Origin of the sequence: Paenibacillus sp. J22TS3, from assembly GCF_018403205.1 — a bacterium.
Classification (GTDB): domain Bacteria; phylum Bacillota; class Bacilli; order Paenibacillales; family Paenibacillaceae; genus Fontibacillus; species Fontibacillus tuaregi.
Genome location: NZ_BOSF01000010.1, coordinates 99087 through 113390 on the forward strand (window position 1 = coordinate 99087; position 14304 = coordinate 113390).

Annotated in this window: 12 protein-coding genes; 3 read left to right on the forward strand and 9 right to left on the reverse strand. The window is 49.0% G+C overall.

Annotated elements, in window-relative coordinates; genetic code table 11:
• Positions 1-44: 44 nt before the first annotated feature.
• A complete protein-coding gene (locus KJS63_RS23745; protein ID WP_213621367.1) occupies positions 45-2330 on the reverse strand; it encodes a PAS domain S-box protein in 2286 nt (761 codons plus the stop codon).
• A gap of 290 nt (positions 2331-2620) precedes the next feature.
• On the opposite strand from KJS63_RS23745, the gene ytxJ reads away from it, so the two are divergent.
• Positions 2621-2959 carry a bacillithiol system redox-active protein YtxJ gene (gene ytxJ / locus KJS63_RS23750; protein ID WP_213621368.1) on the forward strand — a complete coding sequence of 113 codons (339 nt, stop codon included), beginning with the start codon at positions 2621-2623 and terminating at the stop codon, positions 2957-2959.
• A gap of 153 nt (positions 2960-3112) precedes the next feature.
• Here ytxJ and KJS63_RS23755 read toward each other — a convergent pair whose 3' ends face one another.
• The 4 genes from KJS63_RS23755 to KJS63_RS23770 form a co-directional block, all read right to left on the reverse strand.
• Positions 3113-3445, reverse strand: a complete 333-nt coding sequence (locus KJS63_RS23755) for an antibiotic biosynthesis monooxygenase (protein WP_213621369.1) — start codon at positions 3443-3445, stop codon at positions 3113-3115.
• Positions 3446-3591: 146 nt separating this feature from the next.
• Entirely contained in the window at positions 3592-5475 is a 1884-nt protein-coding gene (locus KJS63_RS23760; protein ID WP_213621370.1) for an LTA synthase family protein, read from the reverse strand.
• A 142-nt stretch (positions 5476-5617) separates the two neighbouring features.
• Positions 5618-6550, reverse strand: coding sequence for a manganese-dependent inorganic pyrophosphatase (locus tag KJS63_RS23765; protein ID WP_213621371.1), 933 nt, complete (start codon positions 6548-6550; stop codon positions 5618-5620).
• Positions 6551-6658: 108 nt separating this feature from the next.
• Positions 6659-7180, reverse strand: coding sequence for a GNAT family N-acetyltransferase (locus KJS63_RS23770; protein ID WP_244862753.1), 522 nt, complete (start codon positions 7178-7180; stop codon positions 6659-6661).
• Between the two features lie 465 nt (positions 7181-7645).
• Between KJS63_RS23770 and thrS the strand changes: the two genes are divergently transcribed.
• Positions 7646-9568 carry a threonine--tRNA ligase gene (gene thrS / locus KJS63_RS23775; protein ID WP_213621372.1) on the forward strand — a complete coding sequence of 641 codons (1923 nt, stop codon included), beginning with the start codon at positions 7646-7648 and terminating at the stop codon, positions 9566-9568.
• Between the two features lie 94 nt (positions 9569-9662).
• Here thrS and KJS63_RS23780 read toward each other — a convergent pair whose 3' ends face one another.
• Positions 9663-10523, reverse strand: a complete 861-nt coding sequence (locus KJS63_RS23780; RefSeq protein WP_213621373.1) for a VOC family protein — start codon at positions 10521-10523, stop codon at positions 9663-9665.
• 34 nt (positions 10524-10557) lie between these two features.
• Positions 10558-10965, reverse strand: coding sequence for a DoxX family protein (locus KJS63_RS23785; protein WP_068620273.1), 408 nt, complete (start codon positions 10963-10965; stop codon positions 10558-10560).
• Between the two features lie 197 nt (positions 10966-11162).
• On the opposite strand from KJS63_RS23785, the gene KJS63_RS23790 reads away from it, so the two are divergent.
• On the forward strand, positions 11163-11696 hold the full coding sequence (locus KJS63_RS23790) for a helix-turn-helix domain-containing protein (protein ID WP_213621411.1): 534 nt from the start codon (positions 11163-11165) through the stop codon (positions 11694-11696).
• Between the two features lie 223 nt (positions 11697-11919).
• Here the strand turns inward: KJS63_RS23790 and KJS63_RS23795 are convergent, their stop codons facing one another.
• Together KJS63_RS23795 and KJS63_RS23800 are read right to left on the reverse strand one after the other, a co-directional pair.
• Positions 11920-12897 carry a ring-cleaving dioxygenase gene (locus KJS63_RS23795; protein ID WP_213621374.1) on the reverse strand — a complete coding sequence of 326 codons (978 nt, stop codon included), beginning with the start codon at positions 12895-12897 and terminating at the stop codon, positions 11920-11922.
• Positions 12898-13035: 138 nt separating this feature from the next.
• Positions 13036-14115 (reverse strand): hypothetical protein, encoded by a 1080-nt coding sequence (locus tag KJS63_RS23800; RefSeq protein WP_213621375.1) that lies wholly within the window; start codon positions 14113-14115, stop codon positions 13036-13038.
• Positions 14116-14304: the final 189 nt, after the last annotated feature.

The window sequence follows — 14304 nt, forward strand, 5'->3', positions numbered from 1 at the left end:
ACAAAGAAGACCACACCTTTATAAGGTGCGGCCTTAAGTATCTTTTATTTAAGGAAATACTTATCAATCATTTCGGAGATGATCTGGCTTTTTATCGGCTTGCTGACGTAATCGTCCATTCCTGCCGCCAGGCACATCTCGCGATCCCCCTTAAGCACGTTGGCCGTAACAGCAATAATTACAGGTATTCTCTCCGCCGGAAGCGTCTCATGCAGGATTCTCGAAGCCTCAAGGCCATTCATCCCAGGCATATGCATATCCATAAATATAAGATCAAAAGTCCCATAAGCAGCCGCTTGGACCACCTCATGACCGTTGTTAGCAATAAATACGGTATGCCCCATCTTCTCAAGCATCTTCCGCAGCACCAACTGGTTGATCTCATTATCTTCAGCAACCAGAATTTGCAGCTTCAGGCCTTGCGGATGGCTGGAATGATCCAACTGGCCGGATGCCTCATCCGGATATGCCTCCTGAACCCGGTTAAAGCGGATCGTGAACACAAACGTGGCCCCGGGTCCCTCGCTAGGCTCCACATATATTTCCCCTCCGAGCAGCTCCACCAGCTTCTTCGTTATAGCGAGTCCAAGGCCTGTACCCTCATATTCGCGGCTCATGAAATTATCAAGCTGATGGAAAGGCTCAAACAAAAAGTCAATCTTGTCTGAAGGAATCCCAATTCCGGTATCCTTTACTTTAAACTCAAGATAGGTATAACTTTCACAATGAGAGAGCAGATTCACATTCACATCTACACCGCCGGTGTATGTGAATTTAATGGCATTTCCCACGAGATTGATCAGAATCTGCTTCAGCCGGTCAGAGTCCCCGATCAGCAGATCCGGAACATCCGAAGCCACGGTATAGGCCAGCTGCAGGTGCTTCTTGTCGGCCCGGGCTTTCAGCATATCCAGAGTCTCTGCGATAGCCGTACGAAGTCCGAATTCTGATAGGTGGAGCACGGTTGTTCCGGATTCAATCTTGGCAAAATCAAGAATATCATTAATAATGGCCAGCAAGGAATCGCCACTCTTGCGGATAATCTCAACGAATTCACGCTGGGTTTCGTCCAGCTCGGTCGTCTCTAAGAGCAGATCTGTCATGCCAATGACCCCATTCATCGGGGTCCGGATTTCGTGGCTCATCATGGCCAGGAACTCGCTCTTGGCCTTATTCGTGTTCTCCGCAGCCTCCTTCGCGGCGATGAGCTTCTTTTGCTCGGTCATATCTTTGGCAATGATATAAAATCCGACATTCTTGTTATTAATAACAATAGGCGCAATGGTCGTCAGCACGTCGGTCAAATGCCCATCGCGATGCGAGATGGTGGTGATGTTCTTTTCCACGGACAAATCCTGAAGCGAATGCTCAAGAATATCCCGCATATGTTTATGGCCGATGAACCTGGAGAAATTAGTCCCGGCGATCTCGCTGATCCGGTAACCCGTCAGCTGTTCAGCTACTGCGTTGCAGTTGATAATGTTCCCCTCCAGATCAAGGGAAATGACCGCATCATGATTATACTTCTTCAGTGAATTATAGCGTTCCACGCTCTCCTGCAGCTTAAGTTGATCCAGCTTCTGCTCCGTAATATCCTGGACAGTCCCAATGATCTTAACCGGAGAGGTCCCGCTGTTGTCATAGGTTACAATTCCTCTAAGGTCCAAATATTGAATACCGCCATCCGGCCGCTTTAGACTGAATTCAAATTTAAATTCCCTGTTCTGGACGGCATGATGAAGAATCCCCTTAAACCGCTCTCTTTCATATTCAGGGAGCATGTCCAGCACTTCATACACTTTCAGCTGGTCTTTCGTCCGGGGGATGCCGCATATTAGATATACCTGGTCCGAACAGATAATCGTATTCCGCTCAATGTTCCACTCCCAGGTACCGATAGAGGAAATCCTCATAGCCTGGGCCAGCAGCTCCTCCTGCTGCAAAATATCTTTCCCCACCTGATTGTCCGGCGTTACATACACAATATAATAGGGAGAGCGATCCTCACCGCCTTCGTCCACCAAGGTGACTGAAATCTGAACCATCAGAATAATGCTATCCTTGCGGATCAGCTTCTGATTCAGCGTTAGAGATGCGCCATCCCGGGTCAGTGATCTGACAATCTGTTCATAACTGCTCGTTAGCTCATCCCTGTAAGTAATTTCATTCAAACTTAATCTCAACAGCTCTTCCTCTGTATAACCAAGAATTCTGCAAAGCGAAGCATTTACCTGGAGCCACTGCCCATCTTGTGAGATGAATGCAATACCTGTAGGCGACAAAGCATAGACTTGTTCGTAATTATAGGGCTGCATCTGATCATTATGCATAACGCGCCTCCAACCCCTGAAGATGATATGGGATGATAACAGTTCAGTTTGTACATCCCTATGCTAAGAAGAGAATGGCAACAGTAAGGAAACACTTTTTACTAAGTGATATCAAACATTCACTAAATTGTCAATTTTCTTTTCCTTAAAGGCACGGAATACGTTACCCATGGCGATCAACGGTTTCAGATTACATGCAATAGCTTGAATCCGGTGTTGAAGAGATGTACTATAGAAAGGAAAGTAACTTATGGCAGCTGGATATAGGAAATATAAAGGAGTGGATACGGATGAGCTGGACTGAAATTACTACTATAGAAGAATGGAATAATGTTCTGGAACAATCGGATAAACGCGGCAAACTGGTGTTGAAGCATAGTACGACATGCCCGGTTAGCGCCAATGCCCTGAAAGAATTCAACGGGTATGTGGATGCCCACCCGGATCAGGATGTGGACTACTACCTTGTAAAAGTTATTGAATCCCGCCCGGTCTCTAACCAAATTGCGGAAGACCTCGGGGTTAAGCATGAATCCCCGCAGGTTATTTATATCAAGGATAAAGCCAAATACTGGTCAGCTACACATTGGTCGGTAACGAACGCGCATATTTCCGCTGTACTCGACTAAAGACCTTAGGCGGAAGCTAAGCTTTAAATAAAGCGTTAATCTAATCTTACATCCTAGTAATTAAAATCCAAACACAAACAAGAACCAGAGACGGGCTGTATCTCATGCCGGTCCTTGGTTCTTTTCTTTTGTCAAACCGATGACTGATGATATTTATGCCTGCTGGCTTGCCCGTCCTGGACGTACCTTCTTCACATCATACATATTCACGGTTGTACTGATCACAAAAGCCGGTGGCTGCTGTCCCCGGCTGTTCCGGTGGCCCTGGATATGCTCAGGACTCTTCTCCCATGCCTTCCAGGCGTCTTCGGATTCCCAGCGGATAAGCACGACAACCTCGTCGTGCTCCTTCTTGCCCCGGTTGACCATAACGCTAATATCGATAAGGCCCTCACGCTCATCAACTACTCCTTCCTTGCTGAAGCGCTCCACCACTTGATCGGCATGCCCCTTCTCAACCAGTATTGTTCTTGTCTGTATTAACATGATTGCTGCCTCCTTAAGCGAAATGTTCTTATATCCACTTTAAATGAAAACGATTATCATTGTCAATTAAGGCAGACCTCAGCTCTTGTAACGCTAAATAGCCCAGCCTCCGCATCTGCGGCGCCGGGCCTTAGCTAGTATCACATTTATCTTTTGGGCAGCAATTTCACATACTCGTCGGACAAGCGCATGAGATTCAGGATATAATCGTAATCCGTCCGGTAAGGCGTAATGTCGCTGACGGGCTGCTTGGTCTCCAAGGAGATCGCGGTGCCGTCCTCAAATCCCTTCCCTGGAACAAACAGGATCTTGTTATTGAAGAAAGAGCCTGTAGGAAGGTAATACCGCATTCCCACCACATTATTGTCAATGTTCAGCAAGTCATGGCCAAATGCAGTGAACTTCTCCTTGGTTAAGGATACACCCAGCAGATTCGATACCGTAGGCATAATATCAAGCTGACCGCCTACCTGATTCACGACCCTGCCATGAGTTTGGCCTGGGACGTGGATAATCAGCGGAATATTGAACCGCGTGATCCGCGGATCATAGGTGATGCCAAGCTGCTGGGAGACTACAGCAGGATCATTATCTTGAGGCTGAAGGCCGAAATGATCTCCGTAGAAGACTAATACCGTGTTGTCCCACAGTCCCTTCGCTTTCAAATCCGCAATCAAAGTACCAATGGCGTAATCCGTATAATTAATAGCCTCCAAATAATTGCCAAGCTGAGTCCCCTTCATAGTCTCGGGAACTTGAATACGTATTTTGTCCTGTGGAATCTTGAACGGAAAATGGCTGGATGCGGTTACGAATTGACCATAGAATGGCTTGCCGGATTGGCTAACCTCACTCAGCTTGTCTACCCCTACCCTGTACAATTCCTCGTCAGAAGCTCCAAATTCATTGAAATGATCATTGTTATAGTAGGGCTTATCGTAATAATGATCAAAATTCAAAGCCGGATACAGCTTGATTCGATCCCAGAACTCCACTGCGTTCACATGGAAGGTATCGGACTCATAATTATGCTGCTCAAGCAGCCGCGGCAGGCTGGGCAGCGCCCGGTCACCGAAGCCTGTCGACATGGCTACGGTTCCTGTAGGATAGATCGACGTATTGGACATGAACTCAGCATCAGAGGTGTTCCCCTGACCGATTTCCTGAAAGACATTCGGGAAGTAGAGTCCCTGATCCGCCAGCTTGTTAAGATTTGGTGTTAATTCCTGTCCGCCAATCTTCAGATGAATCGGGAAATTCTGAAACGCCTCCATCTGCACGACGATCAAGTTCTTCCCTTTTGCCACTCCAAATAAATCCGGCTGTTTGCTTGAAAGCTTGCGGGCCGGAGATTGATAAGGATAGGAAGACTGCAGCTGATTAATTTTACCGATCGTATTATCGATATTCCCGCTTGCAATCGCCATATTCTCTTCCCGGGCCTTCAGCGCGGCGGCAACCTGATAATCGAAGAAGCCGAGACTTTCCGCCTGTACCAGTTCATTGGTAATCGATTGCCCCTGCTGGATAAATCTTGCCGACAACAGCAGACTTACAATGGCTGTGACGATCATTCCGATTCTCCATACCCGCTTTCTTCCGGCAACACGGACTCCCCTTACCCGGTTAATGACCCAAACCACCGCGATGACAAGCACGTCCACAAAATAAGCGAAATCCACAGTCCGGATGGTGGACTTAATGCTGGACTGGATCTGGGTCACTTGATGAAGCTCATTTAGAGCTGTATACGTAGGAACCGAATTAAAATGCTCGAAATATAACGTAGCCGAGAACAACAGCAACGAGAAAATCAGATTGAAGACCCAATACGCAGGCCCTTTAACTCTAGAAGGAGTAAGCAATTCCAAAATGGACAACAGCGCCAGAACCGCAAGCGCATCCGCCGCCAGCTGGGTCAGTTCAACACCGGCAAAGAAGAAATAACGCAAAAGTACCAGCTTAAGAAACAAAAGAATAAAAACGACAAAAAAAGGCGTTTTATGGTAAGCGCCCCGGTTGTTTTCCATGGTACTACCTAACCTCTCTCTTGTTGATAAAACCTAGTATACCACTAAACAGAATGGATAGGGTAATCCATTGCATGCCAAATAGCCCCTGCCCAATGACATGAAGTCATGGAAGGCAGGGGCCTTTTCAATATAGCTTCTATTAGTTTTTGCTAAGAACGTTGGTGAGAACCGGTACAATTTGCGATTTGCGGGATACTACACCTTTAAGAACCGCTTTGTTATCATCCAGCTTCACATTGTAGGCCTTCTCGACTGCAGCAGCCTGCTTTCCGAGCGCAATCCCGACGGAATCATTGTTCAGAATATCCGTAACGACGAAGAGGAACAGGTCAAGGCCTTTCTGCTCGATGATTCCATTCAGTGCCGCTTCCACTTCCGCCTGGCGGGACAGGACATCATTCGTGTCTACCGCGTTCACTTGAGCAATCTCAACTTTGGCGCTTCCCATCTGGAATTCCTTGGAGTCAATGGTGATCAGCTGATCCACGGTTTTGTCGCTGAGATCCGCTCCGGCTTTCAGCATGTCCAGACCATACTTGTCCGCATCCACGCCTGCGATTTCCGCAAGCTCACGTGCAGCTGCCACATCCTGCTCGGTGCAGGTCGGGGATTTGAACAAAAGTGAATCGGAAATGATGGCAGACAGCATCAATCCGGCAATTTCCTTCTTAATGGTGACTCCGTTCTCCTTGTACAGCTTGTTCAGAATCGTTGCTGTACAGCCAACCGGCTCCGCACGATAGTAGAGAGGCCCGCTTGTCTCAAAATTGGCGATACGGTGGTGGTCAATTACCTCAACCACACGCACCTGATCAATATCGCTTGCGCTTTGCTGGCGCTCGTTATGGTCAACGAGAATCACTTCAGCCGCTTCGTTTGCTACGGTCTCCACGAGACGAGGGGCTTCCACCTTGAAGTAATCGAGCGCGTACTGCGTTTCGGAGCTGACTGCACCCAGACGCACGGCTTCAACCTCCAGACCAAGCTGCTTCTTCAGGTCCGCGTAGGCGATTGCGGAACAAATTGTGTCCGTATCCGGATTTTTATGACCAAAGATTAACGTTTTTCCCATTTCTTAAATACCCCTTTTCAGTTATTAGGCAGCTATACGGCCTGTGTTCAAAATTATCTAACTAGATTATAGCGGTAATTCCGCCTTATTCCAATGCCTTTACCCACATTAGTCCTGAAGTCTGCTTTCCCCGTCAACCAGTTTGGACAAAATAAACTGGCGGCCTATCGGCCCAGTTCGGATTCTACCTTCATCCTCAAAACCGACGCCTGCGTACAGCGCCCGCGCGGGACCGTTCTGTTCGTTCACAGCCAGAACCACCTTGGCAATACCGGGGAAATGCTGCCGGATATAATCCTCCAGCTGAAGCAGTCCCTGCTTGGCATAACCCTTGCCTTGAAAAGCATAATTCACCGAGAAAGCCCGCAAAATCAGCGCGGCTGGATGATCGGTATATTCAGCGACCTCATGTCCATCATACAGGATGAAGAAGCCTACGGGGCCTTTCGGACTCATAATAATGACTGGATGACGATGGGAGTCCGTTTCGGCCAGGGCCAGCATTTCAATCGGCATTCCTGTGAACTGCAGCTGTTCCCTCGGCAGCTCATAGCGCTCTAGTCCCGGGAGATGACGCTTGTGATAAGGTTCAAGCCAGACCAGCCTATTGTCCATTTTGTAATCCTTCATAACAACCTGCTCCCTCCAGGGGGCCCCTGTTTTTGGTTATTATTATATCGGTTAAATCAGGATAGATCACCCCTTGACGACCTCGGGTAGATCTGATTATAATAACTAACCATATACAGGAAGAAGCGAGTATCAAAGACATGATTCCATTCAAGGACTGCCCAGAGAGAGAAGTGTGTGGTGTAAGCTTCTCCTGAGACCGGAATGTGGATTACCCCTTTGTAGCTGTGGCCGGGAACCTGCTGATGGGTATGCAGCGGAATTACTGGTTACCGAGTTATCCCCGTTACCGGATACCAATAAGGATCTGCTGCCTTTATGGACCACGGAATGTTATTTCTGGTGCCGGGAGCAGATTGAATTAGGGTGGAACCACGAGCTGAACGCACTCGTCCCTTTGGGAAGAGATGCGTTTTTTTGCGTTCAAATTCTCGTAAAATTCAAAATCAAACGGAGGTTACCCCCATGCAGCAACAAGAAATTCAAATCTCCCTGCCGGACGGATCTATCAGAACATACCCCATTGGAACATCGATCTTGAACATCGCCGCCTCCATCAGTCCCGGCCTTAAGAAAGCGGCCATTGCCGGAAAAGTAGACAGTGCTGCCGTCGATCTGTCCCGCGAGCTTCAAGACGACTGTGCGGTAGAAATTCTGACACTTGACCAGCCGGAGGGGCTTGAGGTCTACCGTCACAGCACAGCTCATCTTATGGCCCAAGCGATCAAGCGTGTCTATGGCTCAGAGGCGGTGAAACTTGGTATTGGCCCAGTGATTGAAGACGGGTTCTACTATGATATCGATCTGGACCTACCCCTCTCCATTCATGATCTCGCACGCATTGAAGAGGAGATGGAATCGATTATCCGTGAAGACCTTCCCATCGTGCGGAAGGTGGTCAGCCGCGAGGAAGCAGTCCGGGTATTCACAGAGCTTAACGACCCGCTTAAGCTGGAACTGATCCGGGATCTGCCCCAGGATGCAGAGATTACCTTATATGAGCAGGGTGAGTTCGTGGACTTATGCCGTGGACCTCATCTTCCTTCCACAGGCCGGATTAAAGCCTTCAAGCTGTTAAGTGTGGCTGGAGCTTACTGGCGCGGGAATTCAGACAACAAGATGCTTCAGCGGATCTACGGCACTTCTTTTCCAAAGGCAAGCCAACTCGAAGAGCATTTGAACTGGCTGGAGGAAGCCCGCAAGCGGGATCACCGCAAACTTGGCAAGGAGCTGGATCTGTTCATGTTCTCGGAGGAGGCTCCCGGCATGCCGTTCTACCTGCCCAAGGGCATGGTAATCCGCAACGAGCTGGAACAGTTCTCCCGCGAGATGCAGAACAAGATGGAGTACCAGGAGGTACGGACACCCTTCATGATGAACAAGCAGTTATGGGAGCAATCCGGCCACTGGGATCATTATAAAGACAACATGTATTTCAGCAAGGTGGATGAGGCCGAATTCGCCCTGAAGCCGATGAACTGTCCCGGCCACATGCTGATGTATAAGAACAGCCTGCATTCTTACCGCGAGCTCCCCATCCGCCTGTCGGAGTTCGGGCAGGTTCACCGCCACGAATTCTCGGGCGCCCTGAATGGAATGATGCGCGTGCGCACCTTCTGTCAGGATGATGCGCACATCTTCGCCCGGCCGGACCAGATCGAAGCCGAGATCAACCGGGCGATTGCCCTGATTGACCAGATTTATGAAGTGTTCGGCTTCGAGTACCACCTCGAGCTCTCCACCCGCCCGGAGGATTCCATGGGGTCCGAAGAGCTGTGGGATCAGGCCGAGCAGTCCCTGAAGAATGTGCTGGACCGGCGGGGTGCAACGTACCGTATTAATGAAGGGGATGGCGCTTTTTATGGGCCGAAAATCGACTTTCACATTCTCGACGCCCTGAAGCGGAGCTGGCAGTGCGGCACGATTCAACTGGATTTCCAGATGCCGGAGAAGTTTGACCTGACTTATATCGGGGAAGATAACCAGAAGCACCGGCCTGTAGTCATTCACCGGGCCATCTTCGGTTCCATTGACCGCTTCATGGGAATTCTGACCGAACATTATGCCGGAGCCTTTCCCCTGTGGCTCGCTCCGGTTCAAGCCAAGCTCGTCCCTGTGTCCGATCATTTCATGGATTATGCCCTGCAAGTGAAAGAAGCCCTTACCGCGGCCGGCATTCGGGCCGACGTGGATATCCGGGGAGAGAAGCTGGGCTACAAAATCCGTGAAGCCGGCATGAAGAAGGTGCCTTACACTCTCGTGCTTGGCGAGAAGGAGCAATCCTCCGGCTCCGTATCCGTTAGACAGCGGGCTGCCTGTGCGATTGGCGAGACTCCGCTTGACGATTTCATCCAGCAGATGAAAGAGGAAATTGCTTCAAAGCGGTAAGTTCCGGAAGTATAGACAAGGGGGCCGTCCCAAAAGACGGCCCCCTGATTTTATATAGGCTTCAGCACTCATCTGCAGAAGATCATTTATCTAATTACGATTTACGAATCAGCTTGACCTGAATGCGGAACGGGTCTCTGGCGAACCAGGTGCCTTCCACCTGCCGAACCTCGGTTCCCGCTTCCTTAAGCCGCTGAACCACCCTATCCAGCTCCGCCTCATCCGGGAGCACCAGCTCATAGTAGTCAATTCCGGCCGCCTGTTCCGGCACCGGTGGAGCTCCCACACCGGCCCAGGTATTCAAACCGATATGATGATGATAGCCGCCGGCTGAGACGAACAAGGCCGAATCCCCGTAGTTGGCCACAATATCAAATCCAAGCACCCGGGTATAGAACTCTTCAGCCTTCTTCAGATCAGATACATGAAAATGGACATGACCGATCCGGGTTCCAGCCGGAAGACCCTCCCAGGCCATCCCTTCCGAAGCTGCCAACAAACCGTCAATATCAACCGGATCTGTAGTCATAACGTAGTGGCCCTGGGCATCCTTCTGCCAGGTCTCCCGCGGACGATCTGCGTAGATTTCAATTCCGTTGTTATCCGGATCATTGATGTACAAAGCTTCACTGACAAGGTGGTCCCCCTGGCCAACCGGAATCTGATGTTTGATCAGATTCCGCACAGCCAGTCCAAGCGAGGCCCGATCAGGGACAAGAATTGCAAAATGGTACAGACCCGCACCAGTTCTTCTTGGCAGGACATCCGCCTGCTCCAGCTGGCGCAATATTACAAGTGGATGCACACCATCCGCCGTCAGCTGGGCAGTGTCTCCCTGCTGGCTTAATATTTTCAAACCCACAATATCTTGGTAGAAAGCTATGGAGCGCTCCAGCCCGCTTACTTTCAATTGGACAATGCCAATCTCTGTACCTGGGTGTAATTGATGTGTCATCCTGATCTTCCTTTCATCTGGATCTTGATGATGTTTAATCCCGCGCTTTTCTCGTAAATAAGGAGTCCAGGGATAAAGGCGTGGTTTCAGTGAAAATTAAATGCAAAGCAATCAAAGCATACGCTATATCCAGCTCATACCCTGCCATCTGCCCGTTCCCCAGAAGTCCTACCGATAGCTTGGCCGTAAGAATAGCCCCTACCATAATCACAATAACAACCGCGGACACATAACGGGTGAACAAGCCGATAATCAGGGCTATACCGATAATCAATTCTGTATAAGCCACAACGTACCCAAGGAAACCGGGAAGCCCCAACGTTTGAAACCAGCCTGATATATTAGAGAGTCCAGTCTGAAATTTGTCAATGGCGTGGGCTGCAAATAGTATACCTAACACGATACGAATGAATGTGGAAATTCCTCTGCTCATGGCAAACATTTCGCTCCTTTATAATTTAATTTATAAAAATAATAAGTTTGTATTACTAATATACAATCCAAAATTGATATTACTAATACAAATAATTATTTTGTACGAACAATTTAGCATGCAGTCGTGTTGCTGTCAATCATTTATTTGATATAATAAATATATGTTTGGTATGAGTAATATAAGGAGATGTTATTATGGACAGCATGGATATCGGCTCCAACATTCGGACAATTAGAAAAAGCAAGAACTTGTCGATAGGGCAAATCTGTGAGAAAACAGGACTTTCCCAAGGTTTTATGAGCCAAGTCGAGAACAATAAAACTTCTCCTTCCATCGCTACGCTTGACAGTATCGCTGATGCTCTTCAAGTTCCGCTGGCCTTCCTTCTATTGAAGAAAGACGAACGTATGCATATTATCCGCAAGGACGAACGCCGCAAAACTATTTATGGTAAAGAAAATTTCCAGGTGGAGCACTTAAGCGACCGGGGCAACGTCAAGATGATGCTGGTCGAGATGCCTCCCGGGGCCTCAACCGAAGAGGCTCATGCCCATGCTGGAGAAGAAATTCATTATGTCATTCAAGGAACCGTTTATGTGGAACAAGGGGACGTCTCGGCAACCCTGCATGCGGGAGATGCGTTCAGCTGGAAAGCATGCTTTCCCCATTTTGCGAAGAATGTTGGGGACGAACCCGCCATTGTCCTGATCTCAATGCACCGCGAAGCGAGCATCTAATTTAAGGATTGCTTCGATAGACAAGGCCAAGGCCGGGAAAAAGCCCCATATCCGTCTCTCAAAGGATTTCTTCGGGCTTAAGCCCTCAAAGGTCATGACGGACCTCGAATGGAAATCAAAGAGGATGTCTCAAAAGTCACCCTAAATGACTGAGGGAGGGACATCCTCTTCTTTGTGACAATAAAATTAAGGACTGACCCAAACGGGCCAGCCCTTTTGCTGCTTACACCTCCGGCTTGGTGTTCAGTGGCTTCAGCTTCGCCTCAATCTCGGCCCTGCGGGACTCAAGGAACGGCGGAAGCGCCAGAGACTCGCCTAAATGCTCCATCTCCTCATCCGTTGCAAAGCCTGGACCATCGGTAGCAAACTCAAAGAGGATGCCATTCGGCTCGCGGAAATAAAGCGAATGGAAATAGAAACGGTCCACATAACCCGAGTTCGGAAACTGGACCTCGCCAATTTTGCTGATCCACGCATGGAGCTCCTCATCGTTGTCGACCCGGAAGGCCACATGGTGCACCCCGCCACGGCCAAGCCGTTCACGGGACAGGTCATTCCGCTCCTCTACATGGACTTCGGTTCCACTTCCCCCTTCACCTGTCTCGAAGACAAGAATGTCCGGCTGCCCGCTCACCAGAGAAGGATACTGGCCTTTTCTCCGGAAGCCCAGCAGTTCCTCAAGCACAGCCGTTGTCGGCTTCGGATCCTGTACCGTCAGCCGTACAGGGCCAAGGCCAACAATACCGAATTCCTGCGGAACCGGGCTCTTCGGCCAAGGACGGCCGCCCGCCACACCGGTATTATTCTCATCGGAGACGAGGATGAAACGCCCTCCCTCCCGATCTCTGAACGGTAGTGCGGCCCTTCCTGCAATTTGGGTCACCTCATCCTGGTCGACACCATGCTTGGCAAGCCGCTCTTTCCAATAGGACAATGCCTGGTCACTGGGTACCCGCAGGGACAGGGCAGAAATGCTGCTCACTCCCTCACGGTTCTGCCCAGCCATCGGGATTTCAAAGAAAGTAAGCTCGGTACCCGGATTGCCCTCTTCATCGCCATAGAACAAGTGGTAGACACCGGTATCATCCTGATTGACCGTCTTCTTGATCAACCGGAGGCCCAGCACCTTGGTATAGAACTCATAGTTCTGTGATGCATTCGCAGTAATCGCCGACACGTGGTGAATCCCTTTTAATTCCATACCTGCTTCCTCCTGTTCACTTGCTGTATAAGTTGAGACGGAGATCGCACAGTTCCCTTCTCACTTTTACAGTTTATTTAATTAAGTACATTATATAATAAAATTCACTAATTTACAAAAAGTAAGTCACTTTCCATCTCAGATAAGATATTTACCCCCGCTTGCCCAGACCTGCAATTCTAATTCTTGCTTTATACCCATTTCCATTCTTGCTCTTAATTGCATATATTTATCCATCAACGGATGATTATATCCAAAGAAAGTGCTGATTCTGCCTGTCAGCGCATCATCCTTATGCTCGTTACTCCACTGAAACAGCTCCTGGAAAAGATCGATTACTGACTCTTGATTGAGCGGGGAAAACCTTACCGGGTGCGGAATATCAGACAGCTTCAATTCCAATAGGTCGTGCAAAACATGAAGCCAATGTTCCATCGTTCGTTTATCAGGGACCTGGTCTGCATGCTTCTGTTCAACAGGCATCCGGGCTTTGATATCCGAGATGAGTTCCTTGAACGTCAGCTGGGCCATTTGCATGGACATATACCCCCACCAATAGCTCCCCGTTCCACTGCTGTACATTTCCCAAAACGGTTCCATTAATATAGATTTAACTTGATTCTTCTGGGTACTGCCAAACATGGAAATGCCGAGGACGAGCCCCGCATTACAATCCGTTGAAGCCTGTTCCCCCCATGCAAGCAGCCTGGGAACGATTTGTTCATTAGCGAATTTAAAGCTCAAAGCGGGCAAAAGCTCAGGGAAAAGCGGCTGCCCGTATACCTTGTCCAACGCATTCGCCAACCGCTCTCCATGCGATTCACAAGGAAGGTGCAGCAGCCCTAGACAAGCACTTGTACACAAATGCCATTCGTCAGCAACGATGCAATCCACCATGTAATCGATATATTTCTCATACCCCATATATCCCATTACATGAAGAACCTCGTCAGGCATTCCTTCCTTAAGCTGTCCCTGCTCAAAGCAAAAACGATCGATCTCCTCCGCTAGGGCGAGGTCTCCGCATCTCATAACAGGGTCAAGCAGCAGCGTGTACTTGTAATCGGAAGCATGCTCCGTGAACATTTGAAATAAAGCCGCTGCATCCTCCCGGTCTCCATACTTGGAGGTTATGCGGCAATAGGATGCAAGAACGCTTGCATCTGTCTTTTGACCGGATTTCAACAGTTGGATAAGCTTTTCTGTGTTTGGTATCATCGTTACACTCCTGTTTATATGTCAGTTACCCTATTCGGGCGCTGCGATGCCGAGTGTTCTTTAAGGCCGCTGTTGTCTCCGAAATCCTTGAACTAGATATCCAAGTAGGGGCATTTCGGTGACCAAGGCGGACGCTCTGCTTCTTCAGAATCACTCGGGATCGAAGCTGAGACCGGTTAATTTTAAAGT

Bases quoted from the DNA above. Each gene is read 5' to 3' on its own strand.
- KJS63_RS23745 (WP_213621367.1), bottom strand. From the start codon at position 2,330: ATGCATAATGATCAGATGCAGCCCTATAATTACGAACAAGTCTATGCT.
- ytxJ (WP_213621368.1), top strand. From the start codon at position 2,621: ATGAGCTGGACTGAAATTACTACTATAGAAGAATGGAATAATGTTCTG.
- KJS63_RS23755 (WP_213621369.1), bottom strand. From the start codon at position 3,445: ATGTTAATACAGACAAGAACAATACTGGTTGAGAAGGGGCATGCCGAT.
- KJS63_RS23760 (WP_213621370.1), bottom strand. From the start codon at position 5,475: ATGGAAAACAACCGGGGCGCTTACCATAAAACGCCTTTTTTTGTCGTT.
- KJS63_RS23765 (WP_213621371.1), bottom strand. From the start codon at position 6,550: ATGGGAAAAACGTTAATCTTTGGTCATAAAAATCCGGATACGGACACA.
- KJS63_RS23770 (WP_244862753.1), bottom strand. From the start codon at position 7,180: ATGAAGGATTACAAAATGGACAATAGGCTGGTCTGGCTTGAACCTTAT.
- thrS (WP_213621372.1), top strand. From the start codon at position 7,646: ATGCAGCAACAAGAAATTCAAATCTCCCTGCCGGACGGATCTATCAGA.
- KJS63_RS23780 (WP_213621373.1), bottom strand. From the start codon at position 10,523: ATGACACATCAATTACACCCAGGTACAGAGATTGGCATTGTCCAATTG.
- KJS63_RS23785 (WP_068620273.1), bottom strand. From the start codon at position 10,965: ATGTTTGCCATGAGCAGAGGAATTTCCACATTCATTCGTATCGTGTTA.
- KJS63_RS23790 (WP_213621411.1), top strand. From the start codon at position 11,163: ATGGATATCGGCTCCAACATTCGGACAATTAGAAAAAGCAAGAACTTG.
- KJS63_RS23795 (WP_213621374.1), bottom strand. From the start codon at position 12,897: ATGGAATTAAAAGGGATTCACCACGTGTCGGCGATTACTGCGAATGCA.
- KJS63_RS23800 (WP_213621375.1), bottom strand. From the start codon at position 14,115: ATGATACCAAACACAGAAAAGCTTATCCAACTGTTGAAATCCGGTCAA.